This window comes from Streptomyces sp. NPDC002577, from assembly GCF_053594815.1.
Window position 1 is genome coordinate 1 of the sequence record NZ_JBSFWK010000043.1, and the last position, 26988, is coordinate 26988.

At 68.4% G+C, this 26988-nt stretch carries 20 protein-coding genes; 14 read left to right on the forward strand and 6 right to left on the reverse strand.

From position 1 onward, the window contains the following. The first annotated feature begins 71 nt into the window (after positions 1-71). On the forward strand, positions 72-527 hold the full coding sequence (locus ACWD4J_RS35015; RefSeq protein ID WP_451399529.1) for a hypothetical protein: 456 nt from the start codon (positions 72-74) through the stop codon (positions 525-527). Between the two features lie 48 nt (positions 528-575). Further along, positions 576-1091 carry an SMI1/KNR4 family protein gene (locus tag ACWD4J_RS35020; RefSeq protein WP_451399530.1) on the forward strand — a complete coding sequence of 172 codons (516 nt, stop codon included), beginning with the start codon at positions 576-578 and terminating at the stop codon, positions 1089-1091. A gap of 62 nt (positions 1092-1153) precedes the next feature. Here the strand turns inward: ACWD4J_RS35020 and ACWD4J_RS35025 are convergent, their stop codons facing one another. Together ACWD4J_RS35025 and ACWD4J_RS35030 are read right to left on the reverse strand one after the other, a co-directional pair. Beyond that, positions 1154-1381 carry a DUF397 domain-containing protein gene (locus tag ACWD4J_RS35025; protein WP_451399531.1) on the reverse strand — a complete coding sequence of 76 codons (228 nt, stop codon included), beginning with the start codon at positions 1379-1381 and terminating at the stop codon, positions 1154-1156. Next, entirely contained in the window at positions 1368-2192 is an 825-nt protein-coding gene (locus ACWD4J_RS35030; protein ID WP_451399532.1) for a helix-turn-helix domain-containing protein, read from the reverse strand. The genes ACWD4J_RS35025 and ACWD4J_RS35030 overlap by 14 nt, the downstream gene beginning before the upstream one ends. A 132-nt stretch (positions 2193-2324) precedes the next feature. Here ACWD4J_RS35030 and ACWD4J_RS35035 point away from each other — a divergent pair, with 132 nt between their 5' ends. Continuing rightward, the gene (locus ACWD4J_RS35035) at positions 2325-2543 is read left to right on the forward strand and encodes a hypothetical protein (protein ID WP_451399533.1); all 219 of its coding nucleotides are present in this window, start codon (positions 2325-2327) and stop codon (positions 2541-2543) included. Between the two features lie 162 nt (positions 2544-2705). Here the strand turns inward: ACWD4J_RS35035 and ACWD4J_RS35040 are convergent, their stop codons facing one another. Together ACWD4J_RS35040 and ACWD4J_RS35045 are read right to left on the reverse strand one after the other, a co-directional pair. Beyond that, entirely contained in the window at positions 2706-3437 is a 732-nt protein-coding gene (locus tag ACWD4J_RS35040) for an alpha/beta hydrolase family protein (RefSeq protein ID WP_451399534.1), read from the reverse strand. A gap of 135 nt (positions 3438-3572) precedes the next feature. Further along, positions 3573-3719 (reverse strand): phosphotransferase, encoded by a 147-nt coding sequence (locus tag ACWD4J_RS35045; RefSeq protein ID WP_451399535.1) that lies wholly within the window; start codon positions 3717-3719, stop codon positions 3573-3575. A 1032-nt stretch (positions 3720-4751) separates the two neighbouring features. Between ACWD4J_RS35045 and ACWD4J_RS35050 the strand changes: the two genes are divergently transcribed. Further along, positions 4752-5651: a hypothetical protein gene (locus tag ACWD4J_RS35050; protein WP_451399536.1), complete on the forward strand. Its 900-nt coding sequence runs from the start codon at positions 4752-4754 to the stop codon at positions 5649-5651. A gap of 52 nt (positions 5652-5703) precedes the next feature. After that, positions 5704-6966 (forward strand): hypothetical protein, encoded by a 1263-nt coding sequence (locus tag ACWD4J_RS35055; protein WP_451399537.1) that lies wholly within the window; start codon positions 5704-5706, stop codon positions 6964-6966. Here ACWD4J_RS35055 and ACWD4J_RS35060 read toward each other — a convergent pair. Beyond that, positions 6908-8125, reverse strand: a complete 1218-nt coding sequence (locus tag ACWD4J_RS35060; protein ID WP_451399538.1) for an SMI1/KNR4 family protein — start codon at positions 8123-8125, stop codon at positions 6908-6910. The genes ACWD4J_RS35055 and ACWD4J_RS35060 overlap by 59 nt on opposite strands. 282 nt (positions 8126-8407) lie before the next feature. Between ACWD4J_RS35060 and ACWD4J_RS35065 the strand changes: the two genes are divergently transcribed. The 5 genes from ACWD4J_RS35065 to ACWD4J_RS35085 all read left to right on the forward strand — a co-directional run bounded on the left by ACWD4J_RS35065 (position 8408) and on the right by ACWD4J_RS35085 (position 13167). After that, on the forward strand, positions 8408-8809 hold the full coding sequence (locus tag ACWD4J_RS35065; protein WP_451399539.1) for a hypothetical protein: 402 nt from the start codon (positions 8408-8410) through the stop codon (positions 8807-8809). A gap of 207 nt (positions 8810-9016) precedes the next feature. Beyond that, positions 9017-9658 (forward strand): RNA polymerase sigma factor, encoded by a 642-nt coding sequence (locus ACWD4J_RS35070; RefSeq protein WP_451399593.1) that lies wholly within the window; start codon positions 9017-9019, stop codon positions 9656-9658. A 200-nt stretch (positions 9659-9858) separates the two neighbouring features. Beyond that, entirely contained in the window at positions 9859-10731 is an 873-nt protein-coding gene (locus ACWD4J_RS35075; RefSeq protein WP_451399540.1) for a hypothetical protein, read from the forward strand. 481 nt (positions 10732-11212) lie between these two features. Further along, positions 11213-11875, forward strand: a complete 663-nt coding sequence (locus ACWD4J_RS35080; RefSeq protein ID WP_451399541.1) for an RNA polymerase sigma factor — start codon at positions 11213-11215, stop codon at positions 11873-11875. Next, entirely contained in the window at positions 11875-13167 is a 1293-nt protein-coding gene (locus tag ACWD4J_RS35085; RefSeq protein ID WP_451399542.1) for a hypothetical protein, read from the forward strand. Before ACWD4J_RS35080 ends, ACWD4J_RS35085 begins: the two co-directional genes overlap by 1 nt. A 370-nt stretch (positions 13168-13537) precedes the next feature. Here the strand turns inward: ACWD4J_RS35085 and ACWD4J_RS35090 are convergent, their stop codons facing one another. Next, positions 13538-14401 carry a L,D-transpeptidase family protein gene (locus ACWD4J_RS35090; protein ID WP_451399543.1) on the reverse strand — a complete coding sequence of 288 codons (864 nt, stop codon included), beginning with the start codon at positions 14399-14401 and terminating at the stop codon, positions 13538-13540. A gap of 308 nt (positions 14402-14709) precedes the next feature. Here ACWD4J_RS35090 and ACWD4J_RS35095 point away from each other — a divergent pair, with 308 nt between their 5' ends. From ACWD4J_RS35095 to ACWD4J_RS35110, 4 genes are all read left to right on the forward strand, one after another. Beyond that, entirely contained in the window at positions 14710-16290 is a 1581-nt protein-coding gene (locus tag ACWD4J_RS35095; protein WP_451399544.1) for an acyl-CoA mutase large subunit family protein, read from the forward strand. An 80-nt stretch (positions 16291-16370) separates the two neighbouring features. Next, positions 16371-16964: a Uma2 family endonuclease gene (locus ACWD4J_RS35100; RefSeq protein ID WP_451399545.1), complete on the forward strand. Its 594-nt coding sequence runs from the start codon at positions 16371-16373 to the stop codon at positions 16962-16964. 67 nt (positions 16965-17031) lie between these two features. After that, entirely contained in the window at positions 17032-17685 is a 654-nt protein-coding gene (leuE, locus tag ACWD4J_RS35105; RefSeq protein ID WP_451399546.1) for a leucine efflux protein LeuE, read from the forward strand. A gap of 235 nt (positions 17686-17920) precedes the next feature. Then, positions 17921-26980 (forward strand): golvesin C-terminal-like domain-containing protein, encoded by a 9060-nt coding sequence (locus ACWD4J_RS35110; protein WP_451399594.1) that lies wholly within the window; start codon positions 17921-17923, stop codon positions 26978-26980. Positions 26981-26988: the final 8 nt, after the last annotated feature.

The window sequence follows — 26988 nt, forward strand, 5'->3', positions numbered from 1 at the left end:
CTGTCGCGCACCGCCGGCGGTGCGCGACAGACCCCGCCCCCCGCACCATGCTGGAACTGCGGAGAAGTCAGTTGGAGAAGATCGAGTTCGCGGACGTCGTCCGGGTGTATCTCAGGGTGGTGCCGCACACCGCTGAGGTTCTGCGGGATGTCCCCGAGCCTCAGCGATCGAACTTCGAGGCATGGCCCGACGGGGAGGAGTCGGATCTGTTCGACTTCCTGCCCATGGCGTTCGTGCGTCCGGTCCTGCTGCCCCGGCTGAAGGAGGAACCGGCCGACCAGGAAGCGCTGGCGGGCTGTTTCGAGTTCGTCGAAGGTCTCGCGAAGAATCCGGACACGTACGTCCAGAACGCCCTGTTTTTCGAGGTCTACGAGCAGTTCCTGGAGAGCCGCGAGAACCTGCTCAGGGCGCAGTGGTTCTGCGGCCCCGTCGCACGTGCGGCTCTGCTAAGGATGCTCCGCGAGAACTACCCGGGAACGCTGAAGCAGTTGACCGGAGAGTCAGACGACGCCACGCCGGATGGGTAGGCCACTGGGCGGAAGGCCCGCCACGGCGTCACATGCTAGGAGATATCAATGGCCGCCCTTGAGGACATCAAGGCGCTGCTCGGAGAACCGCGGAACGGGACGTTCGATCCCGAGGCATGGTCCCGGCTCGAGAACGAGCTCGGTATCGAATTCCCCCGGGACTTCCGTGAGTTCTGCGACGCATACGGTCCCGTGCGGATCAACAATCAGGTCGTCACCAAGCACCCGGGCGTGGCACGGGCGAATCTGGGGCAGCTGATCAGGTCGGACATCGAGGCCTGGCCGCACGCGCCGGAGGAGATGGTGATCCATCCGGTGGGAACGGGTCCCGGGGAGCTCTTTCCCTGGGGTACCTCCGCATCGGGGGAGACCATGTTCTTCCGGGTCCCCAAGGGTGCCTCCGAGCCGTGGTCGATCTTCGTCTACTGGAGTGACGAGGGCGAATTCGCGGAGTACGCGATGTCGTTCAGCGACTGGATGCTGGCGTATCTGAGGGGCGAGGACGTGGGCGTCTGCTCGCGCAACTTCGCTCCCGAAGGCCCCTTCTTCCAGCAGCTCGACTGACCTGGAACAAAGAATGACAACGGCCCGCCAGTTCGCCTGGCGGGCCGTTGCCGTCGGCAGGCTCAGGCGAGGGCGCTCTTCTTGACCGCGGTGACGAAGGAAGTCCAGGCGGGGGCGGTGAAGACGACGGCCGGTCCGTGGGGGTTCTTGCTGTCGCGGACGGGGACGGAGGCGGGGAGGGCGGTGTCGTTGACCTCCAAACAGTTGCCCTCATTCGCACCGCTGTAGCTGGACTTCCGCCATATCGGGAGAACTGAGGCGTCCGGGATGATGGGCTCAGCGCGCTTCATGCTCGTATTCCTCTGCAACGGATCGCATCAGGTCCAGAGATTGCTGGTGCGACATAGCGTCGCCCAAGGCGAGATCGTAGGCGGACAAGCACTGGTGCACCACCGACGGAAGCTCCCAGACCTTTCCCGTCTTCCAGCCCTCGACGTAGACAATCGGTGGCAGGTCCTCGAACCACATCAGAGAGACTGCGCCCTCCATCAGCGGGTGAGCCCCTGTACCGAAGGGGAGCACGTACACGCGAATGCGCCGCCGCTCACCCAACTCGACGATGTGCCTCAACTGCTCAGCCATCACTGCCGGACCGCCTACGGGCCGCCGCAACACCGCTTCGTTCAAGAGTGCCCATACCACAGGTGACCAGGGGTCTTCGAGGATGCGGGCCCGACCGAGGCGTGTGACAAGGGCCTTGTCACATTCCTCGTCGGTCATGGGCGGGAACCGTGTCTGGAACACGGCCCGGGCGTACCCCTCCGTCTGGAGAATGCCCGGAACGAGCTCGGCTGAGTACTCACGGATCTCGGTCGCCTGCTGCTGCAACTCCTTGGCAGCCTCGAAGTGTTCGGCCACTCTGCGGCCGTCCAGTGTGGGCAGGAAGCGTTCCAGGACGCCGCCCGTATGCAGGATCTCGTCCAGCCGCCGCGCATCCTCCACCGACGGCCGCCGGCGCCCGGCCTCAATGTGGGCGATGTGCGTGCGTGACATGATCGCCCGCACGCTCAGCTCCTCCTGCGTGAGCACGGCCGCCTCGCGTCGGCGGCGCAGCTCCTCTCCGTAACTGGAACGGGATCCGGGATTGTCCTCGATTGCCATACGCAACTCCGGGATGTGACATCGCAGTTGTCACTCTGCGTCCACTGGCGAGCGTACCTGCGGTGACGCCACTCTGTGAGCGGTTCGGCACACAGCGCGAGAGGCGGTGCGATGGCAATGGGGACGCCGCACATGGAGTTCGAAGAGGGTGCGTATGTCGCCCACACCGGCACCGATGTCTACGGCCCGGGAAAGGTGATCGGAGTGGACGGCGAGCTGCGGCGCGTGCGGTTCGTGCACTTCGTGGCCACGATCGCGGCGCACGATCTGCGTACGGCGTCTCCGGACGAGGAGGCGGAGATGAGGGCGTGGCTGAGACAGAAGGTGAGGCGGTACGGGGGCCGGTGGTGAGTGACAGTGCGTACACGAGACCGACCGGCCGGTACCGCCGATGGCCGGTCGGGGCGCTTGTGCATCTGCCGGCCGCCATCGGGGAGAGGCCGGGACCCGTCCTCGATGGCGGCGTTCTGGCCGACAGCGCCTACCGTCTGTGGCCGGCCGGACGACCCGGCCTCACTTCAGGTGCCGGGTGAAGAACCGGGCCGCGGCGTCCCCCGCGAACTGCGGGACGCCGGTGTGACCGCCCATATTGGCCTCCAGGGTCTTCTCCTTGGAGCCGAAGGCGTCGAACAGGTCCAGGGCCGCCTGCCGGTCGTTCCCTTCGTCGTCCCACTGCAGCAGGACATGCAGCGGAATGGTGACCTGCCGGGCCTCCTCGAACATGGAGCGAGGCACGAGACTCCCGGCGAAGAAACCGGCGGCCACGATGCGCGGCTCGACCACCGCAAGGCGAACGCCGATGGAGATCACTCCCCCCGAGTACCCGACCGGGCCACCGATCTCGGGCAGCGACAGGAGGGCGTCAAGGGCGGCCTGCCATTCCGGGACCGCCTTGTCGACGAGCGGGAGGATGAGGGCGTCGATGATCTCGTCGCTGACCGGCTCGCCGGCTTCCATAGCCCGGCGCAGGTCGGCGCGGGCCTGCTCGACGGCGGGCCAACGGGGCCGGTCGCCACTTCCGGGGAGCTCGATGGTGGCCGTGGCGAAGCCCTCCGCCGCAGAGTGCCGGGCCCGGGCCACCAGTCGGGGGTACATCCTGCGCAGCCCGAGGGGAGGGTGGCCGAGCAGGATCAGCGGTGCCGGTGCGTCGGATTCAGGCGTCCACAGGATGCCCGGGATCTCGCCGAGGGTGAATTCGCGTTCGAGGACGCCGTCGTCGAGGCGCTGTTCAGACGTGAAACGCATGGTTGTGCCTTTCGGGAGTGCACAGAACGGCGCTCCCGGACGACCTATCGCCCGACCGTGACCCCGGAGGAGAGCACCCATGTCGATACGTTCACGGGTACCACCTCCTCGTTCTCTCGCACGGCCTCCGGAAGGCTAGCAGGCCGGGTAGCCCTGCGCGGCCAGCCACCGCATGAGCCGTGCCTCATCCTCAACCGGACGGCCGTCCCGGAAACGTCGCAGCACACGGTCCTCGTCCAGGGCGTACACATCCGCCTCACGCCCCCGCCCGATCAGCTCCATGGCAGCGCAGTCTGCCAACGCCCACCCGTCGACAGCTACCTTCTGCGCCTACTGGCCGTATCGCTGTTCCGTCTCACCGAAGGTTGGGTGCGTCTCATCAAACGTTGAGCGGTGCCAAGCGCATGGTTCACGCAGAGGGTAGATCCGGAGCAACGGTGCGTTCGACTGCTTCCATCAGCAGTGAATTCAGTCCGTGGCGTGCCCTCCGGGCTTCGTCCAAGGACTGCTCCAGTTCGCTTATCTGTTCCGGAGTCGGGGCACCTTGCGTGAGCAAGGTCCGACGCATCAGCGTCGATGTCCGGTCAAGAGCGTAGGTGGCCGAAATATCTTCAGGCCTGGGCTCTTCCGACCCTATGGACCGTATGTATACCGGACTGAGAGGCGTTTGGGGCAGGCGCAGGCCGTCGTGAACCGCCTCGTCGACGGCCGATTGCGCGGCTCGTCGCACTACCTGCAGTTCCTCGTCGAAGTCTCGGAGCGACGGGCCTGGTGTGCTGGCATGCTGCAACATCAGATCTTGCACATAGCGGTCAAGTAGCTGCTCCCAGTCTCGGGTTGTCGTGCGAATGCGAATAATGCGGGCGGTGGCCGCGTCCCGGTCAGCACGGGCCCTCGCTACGTGCTCACGCTGTTCGGCAGCGCGTGCTTCTTCCTCCGCGAGCCGTCGAGCCTCAGCGCGTGCGGCCTCTTGGTCAAGCCGCGCCCGCTCCGCCTCCTCCCGAACCTGCTCAAGCGTCCGGCGCTGCACTTGCAGAGGGCCCATGTAGGCAGCAGCCGCGGCAATAACTGCTCCCCCGAGAGCACCCACCAAGCCATACAGCGCGTCTCCGACATAGCTCCACCATGCCGGATTCACGGCACCCTCAAACCCCCTGCACCCCAAGTCACTGTGAGATTGCGTCAGCCCGTGCCGAGTCGGCAGCACAACCGGAGTGGGTAAATGTTTCGAATGTTCGTTGGCTTGATTCTGCTGAGGCCCGGTGGTTAGAACCTCGCCCGTCCGCGACCCGCGCCCCCAGCAAGGAGCACACCGTGCACGTCCGGCCGCGCCACGTTCTGATCAGCACTGCCGTAGTCGGCGTATTGGCGGCGACGTCCGCTTGCGGTGGAGGCGGTGACGGCGAAGGCTCGGGCTCTGACCCTGTCGCCTCGGCGAAGGCGACCGCCGGTGCGGCCGGGGTGAAGAAGCAGCCGTCGCCGAAGCCGCCGGAGACTCCGCAGGAGTTCCTTGACCGGGCCGAGGAAGCGATGGCCGCCGGGAAGGGCTGGACGTTCGCGGTGCGGGGAAAAGAGAGCCTCGTCCTGCAGGGGCAGCAGAGCGGCGCCTCCTATGAATCCACGGTGCGGCGGACCCTGGTCCCCGACGACGCCTTCCACTCGACAGGGACGACCACCACCAGCAAGGGCGCCCGCAAACCCGAAGAGATCTTCGTGCTCGACGGCACGGGATACGTGAAGGAGGGAACCGCGGGCTGGAAGAAGCAACCCGCCTCCGATCCGGAGATGGAGAACAAGGTCGAAGACCCCCTCGCCGCCATCGGGGAGTTCAGGAGTTATCTCAAGGAATCCGGCGGCGATGTCACGCTGACCCGGAACGGCGGCGAAGTCACGCTTCAGGTGAGCATGTCCTCACGGAAACTGCCGCAGGTGCAGGACCGTGCCTACGTCAAGGCCGCGGTCCGAGAGCTGAACCCGACCCTGAAGCAGCTCCGCAGCGCCGGAGTCTCGGCGACCGACGATCAGCTCACCCTTTCCAGCCTCAAGCAGACACTGGTCCTGGACGCCGCCACGTACCGCATCACATCCCACAGGTTCCAGTTCGGCTTCCTGATCCCCTATGGAGGCCAGAACATCACGTACGCGCAGGATGTGAGGGAGGAGAACAAGGGAGTGTTCGACGGGAGCATCAAGCCTCCGGCCGACGTGAATTGAGCAGGCTGCGGAACGGGGGAGCGGGGGAGCGGGGGAGCGGGGGAGCGACGGGATGACGGTGAAGGTCCTCGTGGACGTCACAGTTCTGGCGTCCGTGCTGATCTCCCTTGCCCTGGGTCCGCGGGCTCTGGCCCGCCGCCCGGATCCGGACCCGGCCCCGGCCTCGGTCCCGGCCGGAGTTCGCTCCCGGTCCCGCTCCCGCTCCCTCTCCGTCCCGCCGCTCGCCGGCCTGGCCGCCGTGACCGTGGCGGTCTACCTCAACCAGGTGCTCTTCACCGTGTACGTGCTGCGCGTGCACGGCGGAAACCCGTCGTTCATCGCGCGCTATCTGCCCACCGGATGGTTCGAACTGGCGGTGGACAACCCTGCCCTGCGCTCACTTGCCGAGCACTTCCCGGCACCGGCACTCCTCGCCCCGTCCGTCCTGCGCGTACAGGCTTTCGTCGAGCTGCCCTTCGTCCTGCTGGCCTTCGCGACGGTCCTGCGCTGGCTGGACGCCGATGTGTACCGGCGGACCATCCGGTCACCGCTGCTGCCCCTGGCCGCGCTGTCGTACACGGCGGTGTTCTGCACCGTCGAATGGGACCTGCACAACCCCTACACGGCGGACGACCTCGTCATCCGGGCCGTCTCGGCCGTCCTCACACCGCCGCTCATGGCCCGCATGGCCGCCCGCGACACCGTCCGACCACGTCCGCTGACCGCTCCCGGCCTCCTGCTTTTCATCGGCTCACTGGGTGCGTTGGGAGTCCTCGTCCTGGTCGTGTACGACACGGCGCTGCTCTACAACCTCGGCAGGCTGGACGACCGTCTGCCGCTCGCTGTGGCCGCACTCGGCGCACTGATCGTCTGCCGTCTGATCGCTCTCCGGCTCCCGGCCCGCCACCCCCCAGGGCCCGCGATCAGTTTCGTGGGCCACGCCCTCCGCCGCTGGCTGTCCCTCTTCCTCGTACCGGCGCTCGCCGTGCGGTACGGAGTCACCTTCGGTACGCCGCAACTGGCCGCCGGAGCGGGCCTGCTGACAGCGACTCTTGCGAGCCTGTACGCCTTGCGGGACGGGTCCGCCCCGGTCCCGGTGCCGGGGGAACGCGACCACCGCCGCGTCCTCATGCTGCTGGGGCAACTCGGCTGCGCCGTGCCGGCGGGCGCAGCCGTGGCGTACACCGTCGTCCGCTGGACCACCGGCCCGTACTACGAGGCGACTCTGCTGCAGGCCATGGCCGCGTTCCTCGTCACGGCCATCGCGGTGTGCGCGCTCACTGATCGTGCCACGCCTCGAATCTCACGTACTCCAGCTGGTCCGCCACCCCTCTGAACCGCGGGAAGCCCTCCGCTGAGAAGCGGCCTCGGTGCCACTCCAGAAGGGTCTCGATCAGCTTGCCGGGGAGTGGGGGGCCTTGGTCGGCGTGGCGTGGGGCGACTATGAGAGGCCAGGCGTCGGGGTCGGGACCCTCCGTGAGCCAGCCCACCAGGTCGCCGTCGATGGTCGAGGCGAAGGGGAGGAAGCCACCCGGAGCCGGCCAGGCCGGGTGCGGGTGGAACTGGGGGTAGTCCACATGGAACTCGGCCAGCCATTTCAGGCGCTGCAGGCACTCGTCGGCGAAGCCTCCGCGGCCCGGCTGCAAAGGTGGCTCGACGTCCAGCCAGCCGGTCCAGGTGCCCGCTCCGTAGCGCTCCATCAAGGTGACGAACTCCGCGGGGAGCCGGGTGCCCAGTTTCTCGTACAGCTCCTCCCAGGAGCCCTCTCCGAGGTAGGGGTTCTCGGGCGGGGGCACCAGGGTGGTGAGCGCCTCCAAGCCAGTGCCCTCGGTCAGCGCCGCCCGGCGCTCGGGCGGTACCACGGGGCGGGGCGGTGGCGGGGTCCAGGGCTTCGGGTCGGGCAGGAACGCGGTGCGGTGCGCGGTCGGCGGAAGCGGTCCCAGGGTGCCGCCGCCGGGGAGCGGGAGGCCGTCGCGTACGGCTGTCGTCAGTACGTCGAGCAGCGCGGCGTCGTAGCTCTGCCAGGGGTCCACCCCCGCGTACACCGCGTCCTGATGGAACATCACCACCGGCCACTCGTCGGGGTCCTCCGACGCCGAGGTGTCCCAGAACAGGTTGCTCGTCGCGCGCGTGGTGCCCCAGGCCAGCAGCCCGCCCGGGTCGGGGTGGAACACCCGTGGCTCGCGCGTGGGCGCTTCTTCGCAGGAGACGCGGCCGTGCCGGTGCGTGTCGCGCAGCCAGGCCGCATAGTCGAACCGGCCTTCCTGGACGCATGGTGCGTGCAGCCATATGAACTCGCCTATGTCCAACGGGCCGTACGCCGACACCACCGCCTTGTAGTCGGTGGGCAGGCGCAGGCCCAGCCAGGACTCGACCTCGTCCCAGTCGACCGGCACGGGGACGGCTTCGGGCGACGGCGGTCCGAAGAGGGCCGCGAAGTGGCTGATGTGCAAGGAGTCAGAGCCGTACGGCGGGTTCATGGCCTTCATGTCCATGCACCGCATGGTGCCAGGCGGGACTGACAACCGGCTCTGCCGTGCCCAAGAGCCGAGAGAGCTCCATCAGTTGAGGCCGTGAAGGGTCGTGGAGAGGTCGCCGACTCATGACGGGCTCAATTGGTTGTGCGGAATGCGTGAATCCAGAGCGTGAGAATCGGCACGTCTGTGGCGCGTGATGTTCACGAGGCGAAATCCGCTTGGTCAACCAGGAGTTCGGGAGCCGCGAAGAACGGGACCGCAATGGGTGAGGATCAAAGACACGTGCCGAAGGCGCGGGAGATGCGACGGCATGCCGCCGTTTTCGTCGCGCAGGCGACGGCCGCCGGCGCACCACGCCGTCTGCCGCTGCCGCTCGACTACTCCGTCGCGAGCCTGCGCCTCGTCGACTTCCTCGTCGACGGCCTGCGCAAGGGCGGCCAGGAACGGGCACGAGTGGCGGGGGCGCTGTTCGGTTTAGGGGCGTACGTGGGCGAGGTGCTGGTGCGGCGGACCGGCGGCGCCTGGGTGGACCTGGACGAGAGTCAGCGCGCCTACTTCGGGCAGCCGGTGGGTGTACGGATGCCCGACGGGCGGGTGTGGAGCCCGTTGAGCCGTGTGGTGAACCGGTTCGACGTGGGGCCGGAGGAGTCGTTGCAGACCTTCTATCTGACGCTCCACGGGCGGGCCCGGAAGGCGAGTTGACCCGACCCCGGCGAGGGCCGGGGACACATCGCGCCGAGTCCCGCACGTGGCGGAGAGGAGGACCGCTTCTGCCGAACTCCCGTGTCTCAGACGCCGGATTGCGCCCGACACGCCAACAGCTGTGACATTTCTGTGAGGCGGCACGCTGATCATCGTGGGGGCATGGGCACGGTGATCTGTGTCGCGTCGGCGCGAAGAGGAAAGCGGTTGGTCCACGGAGGGGAACCCCGTCGCGTGCAGGTGCCCGACGGGGAGCTGGCCACGGCCGTTGCACGGGCGCAGCGGGGCGACGAGGTCGCCTTCGCCGTCGCGTACCGCCTCGTGCAGCCGGGGCTCCTCGGCTATCTGCGCGGACTCGTGGGCGACGACGCCGAGGACGTGGCCGCCGAGGCCTGGCTGGAGATCGCCCGGGACCTGGGGCGGTTCCGCGGGGACGGCGCGGGGTTCCGCGGCTGGACCGCCACCATCGCCCGGCATCGCGCGCTGGACCATCTGCGGCGGCAGAAGGCACGGCCGCGCGCGGCGGCCCTGGAGCAGGACATGCTCGAACTGCCCAGCACGCACAGCACCCCCGAGCAGGCCCTGGAGTCCATCTCGACCGAAGCCGCGCTCGCCCTGATCGCCGACCTGCCGCGCGACCAGGCGGAGGCCGTGCTGCTGCGCGTCGTGGTCGGCCTCGACGGCCCGGCGGCCGCGCGGGTGCTCGGCAAGCGGCCGGGCGCGGTCCGTACGTCCGCGTACCGCGGCCTCAGGCGCCTCGCCGAGCGGCTCGGCGCCCGGGGTGTGACGGATGCCAAAGCGGGTGGTGTGACGGATGAGGGCCCGCGAACGCTGGGTGATTCGAGATGAACTAGAACTCCTCTTCGGGCATGTTGGGTAAGTGAGGCACGTTGGACAAGGGTGGCGGCGGGGACGGGACACAGCGGGCCGCGAGCGGCTCGCCGGGTGCCCCCGCCCCGCAGGGCGGCGCGCCGGAAGCGTCGGCCCCGGGGCGCGCACCGGGTGCGTCGGTGGCCCCGAGGCTGCCGCGGGCACGGCAGGCGCCGGACGTGTCCGACACCTCGGGAGCGTCTTCTGCGTCGGATCCGCAGCCTGCCCGGGATGCCGCGGAGGACCCCCTGACCGGGCTGGAGACTCTCCTGGCTGCGGCCGTGCGAGCCGGCCGGGTCGACACCGACGCGGAGGCGCGTGCCATCGCCGCCTTCCGCGCGGCGCGTGACGGAGCGGTGCCCCGTCCCTCCCGCACCCGCCGCCGCGACGACTGGCGGCCGCGCGGGCGGCGCAGGCCCGGAGGCTCGCTGCGAGCGGTTTTCGGGGCGCTGCTGGGCAGCCTGACGCTGGGTGGTGTGGCGATGGCGTCGATGGGCGTGCTCGGTGCGCCGGTGGACGACGACCACAGTGAGCGCCCGCGTCCGCAGCGGACGGTCCAGCGGCCTACTGCGGGCGCGGAGTCGGCTGCCGGGCCCTCGTCCTCCGGTGGCGGCATTACTCCGCCGGAGTCCCCCTCGACGGGCAGTGACGGCCGCCGCGACAAGGCCGCCGGGCCCAAGAACAGCAAGGCTCTGTGCCGCGCCTACGTTTCCGGGAAGGGGACGGGGAAGGGGAAGGGCCGGGGACGCGGCCTCGATGCGGCGGAGTGGCGGCGTCTGGTGGACGCGGCGGGCGGCGAGGCGTCGGTCGAGGCGTACTGCGACAAGCAGTTGGCGTCCGGGAAGGACGCCAAGAAAAAGAAGACCGAGAGTGCCGCAGCCGACGACGGGACCGGGAACAACGGTAACGGCGGTAACAGCGGGAAGACGGTGCAGGAAACCGCGGCAGCCGCCAAGAAAAGCGTGGTGGCCGAAAAGAAGTCCACCGGAAAGGGCGGTGGCAGCACCAAGGCGGAGTCAGGGGAGGCGACTGCCGCAGGCGCCGGAGGCTAGAGCGGGCCGCCGGGCGCTCTGCGCACCCCGCTCGATTCCGGGCGACTTGCCTCTCGGGCGCCGCCTGTCCCCCAGAGAGCCGCCGCGGCGTGTCCCCGGCCTGTTCTTGGGTGGCCTGGCGGTTTTACGGGTACGCCGGGCGACCCGGCTCCGCTCGACTCGCCGTCAGGCGAGCCGCTGGCAACGGCCGAGGCCGCCACCCCCCACAGGAGAGGCCCCGGCCGTCGCGCGGCACGGGCCGCGCGGCGGCCCGTACTCAGTTCAGCGCCGTGCGTGCGTTTTCTGTCACACCCCGTTTCGGCACGCATTCCGCCGGGAGATAGTTGCATCTTGTACTGACATGGACGAGGCCCCGTTTCAGGCCGTAGCGTGCCTTTCGCGCCGGACTGCGAGGCAGGACCGCAAGCAACGATCGAGGAACCACGACGGCGAACGACCAGGTCCGCGAAAGCGGCGCCGGTTTAGGCGCATAAGGGGCGTAGTGCTGGGGGACGACGCGGAGCTGACCGCCGCGGTGCTTGCGGCACAGCACGGAGACGAGAGCGCTTTCCGGACTGTGTACAGAGCCGTGCATCCACGGCTCCTGGGGTACGTACGGACGCTGGTGGGGGATCCCGATGCCGAGGACGTCGCATCGGAGGCGTGGCTGCAGATAGCCCGCGATCTCGACCGGTTCAGCGGGGATGCGGACCGGTTCCGGGGCTGGGCGGCGCGCATAGCGCGCAACCGTGCCCTCGACCACATACGGATGCGGGGGCGCCGCCCGGCGATAGGCGGGGACGAGACCGAGCTCGCGGGCAAGGCGGCCGAGTCCGACACCGCCGGTGAGGCCATGGAGGCCCTCGCCACCGGCAACGCGTTCTCGCTCATCGCGCAACTCCCGCAGGACCAGGCCGAGGCCGTCGTCCTGCGGGTCGTCGTAGGGCTCGACGCCAAGAGCGCGGCCGAGACGCTGGGCAAACGTCCCGGCGCTGTCCGGACCGCCGCACACCGCGGTCTGAAGCGGCTCGCCGAGCTGCTCGGTGACGACCCGGAGAACACGGACGCACTCAGCGCCGTACCACCCCAGAGAGAGACGCACAGGCGAGCGGTGACGTCCGCAGGTGTGACGCATTCGCGTTTGCGGACGCAGAAGGACATGTGATGGCCGACGAGCGCAGTGGATTTCCGGGGGGCGAGGACGCCGGTGGTTCCGCCGCGGGCAACCCCCGGACGCCCGGAGGCCGAACGCCGGGGCATACCCCCGGCCCCACGCCTTCCTTCACGCCCGACCGCCCGGCGGGCGGTCCGTCCGACGGCACGTCCGGCACTTGGCTGGACGGCGACGCCGCGGAGCGTCTGCTGAGCGGCGAGCCCGTCGACGCGCAGGCGCGGCCCCAGGCCCACCGCCTCGCCGCGGCGCTACGCGCGCTGACGGACGAGGGCCGTTCCCCGGTCGCTGCCGAACTCCCGGGCGAATCCGCGGCGTTGGCGGCTTTCCGGCAGGCGCGTGCCGAGCGCGGTGTGCAGCACGCGGAGTACGCGCGGGACGCCGAGGGCCCGGAGCGTGTGCACCATCCGGAGAAGAAGCGGGGCCGCGCGCCCGGTCGTGCCGCGGACCTCCTCGACGGCGGTTCCGTACACCTCGGTCGCGCCGGCGCCGATCGTCGTGGCGCGCACCGCGCTGCCCCGGCCTCCGCCCGTGGCTGGGGCCGGCCTGTGCGGTTCGCACTTGCAGCGTTGCTGGCCGGCTGCATGATCGGCGGGGTCGCGATGGCGGCCGGCTCCGGGGTGCTGCCGTCGCTGTTCGGCGGTGAAGACGAGCGGGGTCCGGACGTGTCCGTCTCCTCCGTCGCCTCCCCGGAGGACCCGTCGGCGTCCCTGACGCCCGACGTCCCGGAGGCCGACGGCGGCTCCGGCACGCCCGATCCCTCCAGCTCCGCGAGCGCGTCCGGTGGTGACGCGGGCTCGCCGAAGGCCGTCGGCCGGGACGGGTCCCAGCAGCCCGGCAACGGCGAGGCCGGGCGCAGCGAGGAAGCCGCCGAGCGGTGGAAGCACACCGTTGCCCTCTGCCGCGACTACAGCGCCGGCAAGAAGCTGGACGACGAGAAGTGGACCTATCTCGAGGACGCCGCGAAGGGGAACGGCGCCGGCAGCGTCGCCCCCTTCTGTCGACGGGTCCTGAAGCAGGCCGATGCCGAGGACAACGCGAAGGGCTCGGCCGGCAGCAGTGGCGACGGCGAAGACGCTGACGGCTCCGGGAAGGGCAACAGCAACAAGAGCGACGACGAGGACGACGTGAGCGAGACGGCCGAAACCGCCCAGAGCAGCGGCTCGGACACCGTCGGCTCGGCCTCGGAGACCTCCGCGCCCACCGGCATGCCGACGGTTCTCGAGTCGGACGGTACGCAGGAGCCGACGGCCACGGCGTCGTACAGCGCGCTGCCCGCCCAGTAGTAGCAGTCGCCGAATAGCGCAGTCGCCCAGTAGCAGTCGGCCTGCCCGGCAGAAGCCGTCAGCGGCCGCCCTGCCCGGTCGCGGCCCGTTCGCCCCGGCGTGGTCGATTTCCGGCCATCTTGGCTTTCGAACCGGCCGCGGCCGGCGCCGCCGTCTCCGTGCCTCTTCCGGCATCAGGTCCCTGACCTGCGGAAACACCCGCCTTTCTGCTGCTCGAAAAATGGGTGTGACATTTCTGGGGGCTCCGGCGCTGTAAGAAATGAGCCGACTGGTCATCGGCCAGGCGCGAGCCAGGGTTCCCCCCGTACCCACGGCTCGGCGCTATTGGCGCGGGTGGGACACGTTCCCCCGGTCCCACCCGCGCCCCTTCTCACCAGTAGATGACCACCCGGTCGCCCGTCCGCACCTGCGCGAACAGGTTCGCGATCTTCGCCTCGTCCCGTACGTTCACGCAGCCGTGCGAGGCACCGCTGTAGCCGCGGGCCGCGAAGTCGGCGGAGTAGTGGACGGCCTGGCCGCCGCTGAAGAACATCGCGTACGGCATGGCGGTGTGGTAGATCGTCGAGACGTGGTGCCGGGACTTCCAGTACACGGTGAAGGTGCCCTCGCGGGTCGGCGTGTACTGCGAGCCGAACCGCACGTCCATCGACGACAGCACCTTCCCGTCCACCATCCACGACAGCGTCCGGCTCTTCTTGCTGATGCACAGCACCCGGCCCGTCATGCAGCGCGGATCGGGCTTCGCGACCGGCAGCGTCGTGGGCGGGTAGAGCTCGTCGCGGGTGGGGGTGTCCGTCAGGCTCCGCAGCTTCCGCCAGGTCTCGGTGTCCGTCTTTCCCGTACGCGGCAGGCCGTGCGCGCCCTGGAAGGCGGAGACGGCGGCGGCCGTGACCGAGCCGTAGTAGCCGGTGGGCGAGCGGTCGAAGTGCTTCAGCGCGTGCAGCCTCGCCTGCAGTTCGCGGACCTTCCCGCCCGTGTCGCCCCGAGCCATGAGGATCTCGGGCTTCTCGGGTGTGGCGGACGCGGTGGGCGAACCGCTCGGCTTGGCGTCACCGGTCTCCGCGGACGGCTTGTCCGGGCCCGCGGACGTCGGAGAGGTGCGCACCGGCGGCGCCTTCTCGTCCGAGCCGGCGGCCTGCGCGGTGCAGCCGGCCACCGAGCCCATCAGGGCGAGCGCGGCGGCCGCAGCCAGTGACGCGCGTACGACGGGTGTATGTGTGACGGACGCGCGCATCGGATCCCCCCGTGGATTCCACCGTTCCCGTACGTTGCGTATGCCCCTTCAGATGCTTCCCGGGCGCGCCCGGTTGCGAACGCGGAGGCATGGTTGTGGCAGAGCCGGAGAGAGAGCGTGTGAGAGGCCGTGTCGGAGAGCGTGCGAGCCGGCCGCCCCGAGGGCTGTCGGGAGGCGTGTGACGAGACCGTCAGGGAGTCTGTGAGCAAGGTCCCAGCGTGCGCCTCTCCACTGGCCGCACGCCCCCCACTACAGTCCGTGGCGAGGTCGGTCCTTAACCAGTGAGTAACTCAGCGGGAGGCACAACCATGGCGCGGGAGTCGGAGTCGGGACTGCCCATCGAGCCGGTGTACGGTCCGGACGCCCTCGGGGGCTGGGATGCCGCCGAGAAGCTGGGTGAGCCGGGCTCGTATCCGTTCACGCGCGGTGTGTACCCGTCGATGTACACCGGGCGCCCCTGGACCATGCGCCAGTACGCGGGCTTCGGCACCGCCGTGGAGTCCAACGCCCGCTACAAGCAGCTGATCGCCAACGGCACGATGGGCCTGTCGGTCGCCTTCGACCTGCCTACCCAGATGGGCCACGACTCGGACGCGCCGATCGCGCACGGCGAGGTCGGCAAGGTGGGCGTCGCGATCGACTCGGTCGACGACATGCGGGTGCTGTTCGGCGGTATCCCGCTGGACAAGGTGTCGACGTCGATGACGATCAACGCCCCGGCGGCGCTGCTCCTCCTCATGTACCAGTTGGTCGGCGAGGAGCAGGGCGTCCCGGCGGACAAGCTCACGGGCACGATCCAGAACGACGTGCTGAAGGAGTACATCGCCCGCGGGACGTACATCTTCCCGCCCAAGCCCTCGCTGCGGCTGATCGCGGACATCTTCAAGTACTGCAAGACCGAGATCCCGAAGTGGAACACCATCTCGATCTCCGGCTACCACATGGCCGAGGCCGGCGCCTCGCCCGCGCAGGAGATCGCGTTCACGCTCGCGGACGGCATCGAGTACGTGCGCACGGCCGTCGCGGCCGGCATGGACGTGGACGACTTCGCGCCGCGTCTGTCCTTCTTCTTCGTCGCCCGTACGACGATCCTCGAGGAGGTCGCGAAGTTCCGCGCCGCCCGCCGTATCTGGGCGAAGGTGATGCGGGACGAGTTCGGCGCGAAGAACCCGAAGTCGCTGATGCTGCGCTTCCACACGCAGACGGCCGGTGTGCAGCTGACGGCCCAGCAGCCCGAGGTGAACCTGGTCCGCGTGGCAGTCCAGGGCCTGGCCGCGGTCCTCGGCGGCACCCAGTCCCTGCACACCAACTCCTTCGACGAGGCCATCGCGCTGCCGACGGACAAGTCCGCGCGGCTTGCTCTTCGTACGCAGCAGGTCCTGGCCTACGAGACGGACGTGACCGCGACCGTCGACCCCTTCGCGGGCTCCTACGTCATAGAGAAGATGACCGACGAGGTGGAGGCCGCCGCCCTGGAGCTGATGGGCAAGGTCGAGGACCTGGGCGGCGCGGTCAACGCCATCGAGCACGGCTTCCAGAAGAACGAGATCGAGCGCTCCGCCTACCGCATCGCCCAGGAGACCGACTCCGGCGAGCGCGTCGTGGTCGGCGTCAACCGCTTCCAGCTCGACGAGGAGGAGCCGTACGAGCCGCTCCGCGTCGACCCGGCGATCGAGGCCCAGCAGGCCGAGCGCCTGGCGAAGCTGCGCGCCGAGCGCGACCAGGCGGCCGTGGACACGGCCCTCGCGGAGCTGAAGAAGGCGGCCGAGGGCACGGACAACGTCCTGTACCCGATGAAGGACGCCCTGCGGGCCCGCGCGACGGTGGGCGAGGTGTGCAACGCGCTGCGGGAGGTTTGGGGGACGTATGTGCCGTCGGATGCGTTCTGACCTGGGAGGTTCCTTCGTATGAGTGATCGGGGGCGGAACTCGTCCGGCTCCGGTTACTCTCGTGAAGAGTGAGCTCCGAAATGGAGGATGCCGTGGCTGTACTGCAACACGAGCTGACGTTGGGCGAAGCCGCCGACCTGCTCTCCCGTGCACTGCCTGGGCACCGCGTGGAGATTCTCCAGGGGAGGCTCACTGTGACACCGCCGGCGGACGGCTCGCATGCGCTGTCGTTGTCTTGGCTGGTCGTGGAATTCCACACGGCTGGAGCCCGAAAGGCTGGGCTCAGGTATGTCCAGGGCGTCGGGCTTTGGCTGCCCACGTTGCCCGAGGACTTCGCGATCCCTGACTTCTCCCTCGTCGAAGCGGACTTCCGCGACGCCCATGTCACGAAGAACTACTACGCCCCGAATGTCTTCCGCATGGTCGTCGAAGTAACGTCGTCGAACTGGTCCGACGATCTCGGCCCCAAGGTCGAGTGCTATGCCCAGGCCGGAATCCCTGTGTACATCGTGGCCGACCGCAAGCACGACGAGGTTCTGCTCTTTCGGGATCCCGTCGACGGGAAGTACCCCAAGCCCGAGACCTACAAGCGAGGCCAGAGCGTCCCGGTGCCAGAGTCCGTGGGCGTCACCCTCGAACTGCCCGTGGACACCCTCCTCGACGGCGACGGCTGACGTCCCGTCGTCCCACCCCCCGATACCCGAAGGCGGAGTGCCGTACCCGCGTGCGACACTCCGCCTCATGCTTGGCGTCACCAACCTTCCGACCTATCTCGCGGGGCTTGTCCTCATCGTCCTCCTTCCGGGGCCGAACTCCCTCTACGTCCTGTCGGTCGCCGCGCGGCGCGGCATCCGGGCCGGGTACACGGCGGCCTGCGGTGTGTTCCTCGGGGACGCGGTGCTGATGACCCTCTCGGCGGCCGGTGTCGCCTCGCTGCTGCAGGGCAACGCCCTGCTGTTCGGGATCGTGAAGTACGCGGGCGCCGGTTATCTGAGCTGGCTCGCGATCGGGATGCTGCGGGCCGCGTGGGGGATGTGGCGTACGCGGAGGGAGAGGACCCTCGCCGACGAGGCACCGGCTGCGGCCGCCGCCTATGAGCGGCCCTTCCGCCGGGCCGTCGTGGTCAGCCTGCTCAACCCCAAGGCGATCCTGTTCTTCGTCGCCTTCTTCGTGCAGTTCGTGGACCCGGCCTACGCCTACCCGGCCCTCTCCTTCGTCGTCCTCGGTGCCTTCGCGCAGGTGGCGAGCTTCCTCTACCTCAGCGTGCTGATCTTCAGCGGCACGCGGCTCGCCGACGCCTTCCGCCGCCGCAAGCGGCTGTCGGCCGGGGCGACGTCGGCTGCGGGCGCGCTGTTCCTGGGGTTCGCGGTGAAGCTGTCGCTGGCCAGCACGTAAAGGCTGGCTCAAAACTTCCTGTTTAAAAGGGAATTGATGCTCTTCAGGCACTCAATGCCCTGTATAGCCGCGATGTCCCCACGCTTGACATGCCCACGCGCATCTTCTGTAGAACTCGCTGCCGTCGACCGCCTTCGGGCGGCCGCCGCACCCTGTCCGCTCCCGAAAGGATCCGGGGCAAGCAGCGATGTACGGATTCGGACCACGCGCACGACGCGTTCTGGCGATGACCGGCATGGTGTCGGTCCTTGCCGCGGGTCTCCCGCAACCGGCCTTCGCGGCGCCCGCCGACGGCCGGGCGTTACTCGGCGGCCTCAAGGACTGGCTGGGCATCGACGACGAGCAGGAGCCGGCGAAGCCGCCGAAGCTCTCCGACGCCGGAGTGCCCAGCAACGAGCAGCTGCCCCGGGGCAGCGTCAGACCCGAGCCGAAACGGGTCAAGGAGCTCAAGGACAGACGCACCCCCAGCGCCCGCTACTGGCAGCTGTCGGACGGCAGGATCCAGTCGGAAGTCTCCTCCGTGCCCACGCACTACGAGGCGGGCAAGGACTGGAAGCCCATCGACACGGCCGTGCGCGGCACGGAACGCGACGGCTACCGGTACGCCAACGCCACCAACCTCGCCAAGACCTACTTCGGCGAACGGCCCGGCGAACTCGTCCGGTTCGAGCTGGACAAGGGCCACTGGGTCGTCATCGGCCTCAAGGGCGCCGGGGCCGGGAAGCTCAGCCCCAAGGCCGACGGCGACACCGTCACGTACGAGAACGCCCTCGGTGACGGCGCCGACCTGACGTACACGGTCGGGAACGGCACCGTGAAGGAGGGCATCGTCCTCGACGGGCCCCCGAAGGGCGCCCCCTCCTACGAGTTCACGCTCACCACCAAGGGCCTGAACGCCCAGCGCCTGGCGAGCGGCGCCATCGCCCTCTACACCGACGCCTCCGGCCCGAACCGGCCGGATCTCGTCATCCCCGCGCCGTTCATGACGGACGCGAAGAAGAAGGCCGACTCGCCGTACGGCACCGTCGGCACCGACGCGGTGCGGCAGACGCTCAAGGCGTCCGGCCGCGACGGGCGCTACGAGCTCACCCTCCGCCCCGACGCGAAGTGGCTCGCCTCGGACAAGCGCAGCTACCCGGTCGTCATCGACCCGACCATCTCGATCTCGCCGACGGTCAGCCAGTCGCAGGACGTGATGATCTCCTCGGACGGGCCGTCCGACAACTACGACGGCCTGTGGCGGCTCTCCGTCGGCAACACCACCGCCGGCAGCTCCCGCGCCCTGCTGAAGTTCCCCCTCGGCAGCGTGCCCGCCGGGACCAAGCTGGACTCCGCCGACCTGCGCCTCTACTACGACCAGACCCACACCGCGGGCGACACCGAGGTGCTCCTCGAGGCGCACCGCGCAACCCAGGCCTGGGACGAGACCACCGCCACCTGGAACAACGCGAGCGGCATCACGGGCGAGCTGTCCGGCACCTCCGTCCAGGTCGACGACGGCGACTCGGGCACCACAGCCGCCAAGGGCGCCTGGCCGGCCTCGACCAACACGGCGTACACGCAGTACGCGGTCAACCAGGACTACCTGTACAACAAGGACGCCACCGCCGGGGACACCTACACCTGGCAGCCGAACCTCCCCGAGGACGGCGACTACCGGGTCGACGTGCACTACGTCCCCGCGTCCGACCGGGCCACCAACGCCCCGTACACGGTGACGTACAACGGCGGCACCAAGGCGTACACGGTCAACCAGAGCAACGGCACGGGCGGTCAGTGGAAGACGCTCGGCACGCACCCGTTCAAGGCGGGCACCGCGGGCAAGGTCGTCCTCGGTGACGGCCCCGCCTCGACCTCGACGGCCGTCCTCGCCGACGCCGTCCGCCTGACCAAGGGCGGAGTCGCCGTCAAGGAAGCCAACAAGAGCAACACCTGGAACTCCTTCAGCGTCACCAAGACCGTCCAGTCCTGGATCGACGGCGCCAACGCGAACTACGGCTTCGTCGTCAAGGCAGCCGACGAGAGCAGCACCGCGCCCAAGGGCGGCCCGCGCTACGAGGCAGCCGAGTACGCGTACAAGGGCGAGGTCGCCAACTACCCGCGGCTCGTGCTCACCTGGGGCCGCCCCGGTGTCACCCTGGACGCCCCCGAGGTGATCCACGCCACCGGCGCGGAGCTCGACTGGTCCGCATACAGCGACCCGTCGGCGAACCTCGGCGACGACATCGTCGAGTACCAGGTGCACCGCAGCATCTACCAGACGTTCACGCCGTCCCCGCAGACCCTGGTCGCCCCCGTGGCCAAGGACAGGACGAACTTCACGGACACCACGGCGACACCGACACCGGCCGACTCCGCGGACGCGTTCGGGAACGTCTTCTACTACATGGTCGCGGTCAAGACCCGCGACGGAACGGTCATCCCGGCCCCGACACAGATCGTCAAGCTCCCCAAGGCGGGACGCACGACGCTGGTGCTCCAGTCCGGGCAGACCGACACCACCCTGTCCTCCGCCCAGCCCACCACCGGCCACGACACGATCTCCGACTCCGGCCTGAACCAGAACTGGCTGTCGGTCGGCAACAACTCGTCCACGTACGGCAAGACGCGTGCGCTGCTGAAGTTCCCCGGTGTGAGCGCGATCCCGGCGAGCTCCCGGGTGCTGGATGCCCAGCTGGACCTGTGGGGCTTCACGACCACCACGGGCAGCGCGGGAGCGGTCTACGAGGCCCACGGCCTGACCAGGGACTTCGACGAGACCGCCGCGTCCTGGAACAACGCCACGAGCAGCACCGCGTGGACGACGGCCGGCGGCGACATGAACGCCGCGGTCGCCGACACGGTCGGCACCGTCACCAACGACCCCGCGCGCCAGTCCTGGTACCTCACCTCGCTCGCCCAGTCCTGGGTCAGTGACCCTGCGAACAACAAGGGCGTGGCGATCAGGCTGCAGGACGAGTCGGCCACCGGTCCGCAGGAGCGCACGGTCTTCCTCTCCTCGGAGGCCGAGGAGCCCCAGCTGCGCCCGCAGCTGGTCGTGACCTACATCGACAAGAGCACCGACTCGACGTACTACGCGCCCGACACCCCGGCGCGGATGATCCCCGGCGACCAGTACTCGGTCGACGTCACCCTCACCAACACCACCACCTCGGTGTGGAAGGCCGCCGACCAGGTGCTGTCGTACACCTGGTCGCTGCCGGACGGCACGGACGCCACCACCGGGGGCAACCAGCTCGAGACGGCGCTGCCCAAGGACGTCTACCCCGGTGACACGGTCACCGTGAAGGCGCAGCTCAAGACGCCCATCAACAGCGACTCGGGCAACAAGCGCCTCGACTACGTCCTCAAGTGGGACCTGCGGAACAAGACCGCGGGCACCTGGCTGTCGGCCACCGAGAACATTCCCGCGCTCGCGCAGAACGTCCGGGTCGAGGACCCGACCTCCGACCAGCTCGGCCTGGAGAAGTTCTACTCGTACGCGGGCAAGAACACGGGCGCCGGCTCGTCGCTGATGACGAACCTGTACGCGGGCAACACGGTCTGGCAGTACAACGCCTTCAACAACCCCGGCAGGGGCTTGTCCACCTTCGTCCGCTTCGCGTACAACTCGCAGGACACCTCGGACACGGTGCTCGGCCCCGGCTGGTCGGCGCAGGCCTCCTCCCCGGTGCGGCTCGGCGCGGCCCTGGACTTCCACCCGAACCCGAACCCGACCGAGGTGACGCTGCCCGACGGCGACGGCACCGCGCACATCTTCCGCAAGCAGGACGACGGGACCTGGAAGGCCCCGGCAGGCGTGCACTACCTGCTGCAGCAGGGCTCCGGCGTGGACTGCACCCCGGACAAGGACGGCGACCCGAAGGCCTGGTCGCTGACCCGCCCGGACCGCACCCAGTTCTTCTTCGACTGCGACGGCTACCTCACGTCGATCGTCGACAAGAACGGCAACACGCAGACGTACACGTACGAGGAGCGCAAGTCCAACAACAAGCCGGTCAAGTTCCTGCGGTACATCACCGACCCGACCGGCCGGCAGACCCTGACGGTCGACTACTACGCCAAGGGCGACGCCTACTCGTACATCAACGACGCCGGTACGAAGGTCACCGGCAACAACCTCACCAACCAGAAGATCATCGACCACGTCAAGTCGATGACCGACATCTCGGGCCGCAGACTCGAGTTCGTCTACAGCGACAAGGGCCTGCTGGGCGAGCTGACGGACGGCGTGGGATCGTCCCAGCCGAAGGTCTTCAAGTTCGTCTACGACGCGACCCAGGGCAACAAGAACGTCAAGCTGGTCAAGGTCACCGATCCGCGCGGGAACTCGACCTCGCTGGACTACTACTACCCGAGCGAGGGTGACGACCCGAAGTTCCACTGGAACACCCAGACGATCACCGACCGGCTGGGCGGCACCACGGGGTACGTCTACACAGACCCGGACGGCACCGCGGGCTCGTTCATCGAGACCGAGGTGACGGATGCGGAGAGCCACACCGCCACGCACCTCATGGACGGCTACGGACGGCCCACCCAGATCACCAACGCCAAGTCGGAGACCACCAAGCTCGGCTGGGACGCCGACAACAACGTCGTCAGGCTGGAGGAGGCCAACGGCGCCGTCTCCACCTGGGTCTACGACCAGAAGACCGGTTATCTGCTGGAGACGAAGGGGGCCGAGGCCAACAAGAACGGCACTGCGGCCGGCAAGCTCGTGTACGCCACGGGGCTGAACGGCTACATCGCCGACATCTTCCAGAAGAAGTCCCCCGAGGGCCGCACGTGGCAGTTCGGCTATGACGCCCGCGGCAACCTCACGTCGGTCACGGACCCCAAGGGTGTCGCTTCGGCCACGGCGGACGACTACACGACCTTCTACGAGTACGACACCCACGGTCAGCTGAACAAGGCGACGGACGCCAACGGCAATCCGACCAGCAACAGCGGCTTCGGACCGACCGGCTACCCCGCCACGATCACCGACGCGCTGGGCGCCGAGTCCTCGTTCACCTACGACGAACGCGGCAACGTCACCAAGATCGTCAACGCCGAGGACGCCGAGGTCACCCAGACCTACGACGTGTACGGCCGCCCGCTGATCAAGAAGGAGCCGAAGGACCAGGCCGGCGGCGTCTTCATCACGACACCTGCACCGGTCTACGACGCCAACGACAACATCGTCCAGGTGTCGCAGCCGAACGGCACGGTCTCCACCTCGGTGTACGACAAGGCCGACCAGGTCACCGAGACCGTCCTGCCCAAGGACGAGGCGACCGATCCGGTCCGGAAGACCACGACCACGTACGACAAGGTCGGCAACGTCCTGACCACCACCGAACCCAAGGGCAATCTGACGCCGGAGGCCGGCGACTTCACCACGACCGTCCGCTACGACGCGGTCTACCAGCCGATCGAGACGGTCAACGCAGCTGGCGACAAGGTGACCACGACGTACGACGACGTCGGCAATGTCACCAAGGTCGTCGACGCCCGCAAGAACGCGACCGCGGACCCCGACGACTACGCCGCGAAGTACACGTACGACCTGAACCACAGGATCGTCACGTCGGCGGACGCCGCCGGTAACACGACCTCGTCGAAGTTCGACCTCGACGGGCTGAGCGTGTCGATGACCGACCCCGAGGGCAACGAGTCGCTGGCGAAGTACGACGAGCGCGGCGCTCTCGTCGAGTCCAAGGTCGTGCGCGACAAGGACGGCTCCGGTAACCCGCTGTACCGCACGGTCCGTTACGAGTACGACGAGGTGGGCAATCCCACCAGGACCATCACCGCGCGCGGTGTGGCCACCACGGACGACTCCGACGACTTCACCTCGGAGACCCGCTACGACGCGCTCAACCGGGTGAAGGAGGAGATCTCCCCTTACGACAGGGACGATCCGAAGTACGGCACGCCGGACCGCACCTTCTATTCCTACGACTCCGTCGGAAAGCTCTCCGAGGTTTCGGCTCCGCCCTCCGACGGCCAGACCACCCGCAACGTCACCAAGTACAGCTACTACGACAACGGATGGACGAAGACCGCCGAGGACCCGTGGGACATCGTGACGTCCTACGACTACAACGAGCTCGGTCAGCAGACGAAGAGCACCCTGACCTCGGCGGGAGGCTCCCAGAGCCGGACCATCACCACCGACTACTACCTGTCCGGCAACAAGAAGTCGCGCAGCGAGGACGGCGTTCCGGTCGGCCTGGCCGCGGTGGTCGTGGACAGCTCCGACTTCAACAACACAGCTCTCCAGGGCAACTGGACGCGTTCCCAGGCCGAGAAGCAGTACGGCTACGACACGTACTCGCATCCGTCGGGCACTGGCGCCGACAAGTTCGTATGGCAGCTCAACATCCCGCAGAACGGTACCTACGAGGTCTTCGTGCGGTACCCGAACACGACGGGCGCGGCCACCGACGCCAAGTTCACGGTCGACCATGACGGCGGCAGCGTCACCAAGACGGTCGACCAGACCAAGAACACGGGCTCCTGGGTCTCGCTCGGCAGCTACGCCTTCGTCGAGGACGGCCCGCAGAAGGTCACCCTCACGGATGCGGCGAACGGGACCGTGCTGGCCGACGCCGTGAAGCTGGTCCGGAACAACACGGGTGACACCGACAACGAGAAGAAGGACTTCAGCTACCGGTACGACGCCAACGGCAACATGGTCGAGGTCGGCGACCATTCGCCGAGCCCGAAGATCGACACCTACCGGCTCGCCTACGACGGGCTGAACCGGATCGCCAAGGTGGAGGAAGTCGCCGCGGGCTCGGTCAAGAACACCACCGCCCTCACCTACGACGAGAACGGCAATCCGCTCACCTCGACCCACGACCTGACCTGGTCGAAGTTCGAGTACGACATCCGGGACCAGGTCGTCAAGGTCACCAACGCCGACTCGCCGACCGCGGGAAACCAGCAGATATCCAGCTTCAGTTACACCGCCCGCGGTCAGCTGCTGAAGCAGACCAAGCCCAACGGCAACACCGTCGACCTCACGTACTACCCCGACGGCTCCATCAAGAAGCAGGTGGAGAAGAAGGCCGACGGGACGACCGTCGCCCAGCACGACCTCGAGTACACGCTCAACGGCCATCGCGCCAAGGACGTGCTGAAGCTGATGAACGCCGACAACACGTCGGACTACATCGACAACACGTACACCTACGAGTACGACCCGCAGGACCGGATCACCGAGGTCGCCAAGACCGGTGACTCCTCGTCCACGGAGGCCTACAGCTACGACGGCAACGGAAACGTCGTCGAGCAGTCGGTCGGCGACGTCCAGACGACCCACCGCTACGACCGCAACCGCTTGCTGTCCTCGGCCTCTGGCGGTGTCACCAACACCTACAACTACGACCCGCTGGGACGTCTGGACACCGTCTCGGCCGGCGGCCAGACCATCGAGAAGTACTACTACGACGGCTTCGACCGCACGGCGAAACACCGGGCCGGTTTCGGAGCCGCGGCGCGGACCACGACCTACACCTACGACCCCTTCGACCGCACCGTCACCCAGCAGACCGACGGGACGGAGGGCAAGACGACCGCGTTCACGTACCTGGGCATCGACTCGACGGTGCTGCGGGAGACGGTCGACGGCAAGGCCGACAAGTCCTACCAGTACGCGCCGTGGAACCAGCAGCTGACCCAGATCAAGCACAAGGACGACGGCACCAAGGAGCTGTCGCAGTACACCTACCACCCGCGTGGCGACGTCGAGGCCATCACGAAGGAGGACGGCAACACCCGTGCCACGTACGGGTACACCGCCTACGGCTCCGACGACAAGCAGCAGTTCTCCGGGGCGGACAAGCCCGATGAAGCCAACCCGGAGAAGGAGACGTACAACGCCTTCCGGTTCAACGCGGCCCGGTGGGACAAGGCAAGCGGAACCTACGACATGGGCTTCCGGAACTACGATCCGGGGCTGAACAGGTTCCTCACCCGGGACATGTACGGTGGCGCGCTCGGCGACATGGCGCTGGCCACGGACCCGTTCACCGGCAACCGCTACTCGTTCGCGGGCGGCAACCCGATCACGTTCGTGGAGCTGGACGGTCACCTCTTCGGAATGTCGTGGTCCGACATCGGTCACGCGGCACTCGACGTGGTCGGCCTGGTCCCGGTCGTCGGTGAGGTCGCCGACGTGGCCAACGGCCTGTGGTACCTGGCCGAGGGCAACTACGTCGACGCCGCCCTCTCCCTGACCTCGGCGATTCCGCTCGCGGGGTACGGTGCGAGCGCCGTCAAGGCGGGCCGGTACGTCGACAAGGGCATCGACGCGCTCGACGCGGCCAACGACGTCCGCAAGGCCGAGAACAAGGTCGACGACGTGGTGGATGCCGCGACGCCGCCCAGGCCGAAGGACACGACTCCGGGCGGTCCGGCGCCCAAGGACCAGCCGGCCGCACCGAGTTGCAAGGTCAACAGTTTCGTACCGGGCACGCAGGTCGTGATGGCCGACGGCAGCACCAAGGCCATCGACGCCCTGGTCGTCGGCGACGAGGTCAAGGCCACCGATGTGGAAGGTGACGACACCCGTACGCGCGTCGTCACCGACACCCGCTCGCACGAGGGCGACAAGAAGCTCGTCACCCTCACCGTGAAGTCCGAGGGGAAGACCGGCAAGATCACCTCCACGGAGGGGCACGCCTACTGGCTGCCCGACGCGGGACGGTGGGTCGAGGCCGGTGACCTCGAGCCCGGAATGTGGCTGCGCACCTCGGCAGGCACCTGGGTCCAGATCACGGCGGTGGAGCAGAGCAGCCGCCATGCCCGGGTGCACAACCTCACGGTCAGCGGCGTTCACGACTACTACGTGCTCGCCGGCGGCATCGAACTCCTCGTCCACAACGGCTGCGGCCCGGGCGGACAGGACCGGGCGCCGGCCGGTCACCAGTACCAGGGCGGTGTCTACAAGAACCTCAAGGACCCCGCCACCGGCAACAACGTCCCCGGGACCGAGATCAACCACATCCCGCCGGACTCGGTGACCGATTTCGCCTACGGCGACGGACCGGCGATCCAGATGGACTATCTGGACCACCGCGCCGTGTACTCCACCGGTCGCTACCGTGCGTCGCAGGCCTGGCGCATGTGGCAGAAGGAGCTCATCGACGGAGGACGCATCGACGAGGCGGTGCAGATGGACATCGACGACATCCGCCGTAGATTCGGCACCAAGTACGACGACGCCATTCAGCAGATGGTGAACGGGCTGGCCAACAACCCGGCCTACCAGGCGCTGAGGACCGTACCGAGCCAGATCGGCTGACGGGCGCG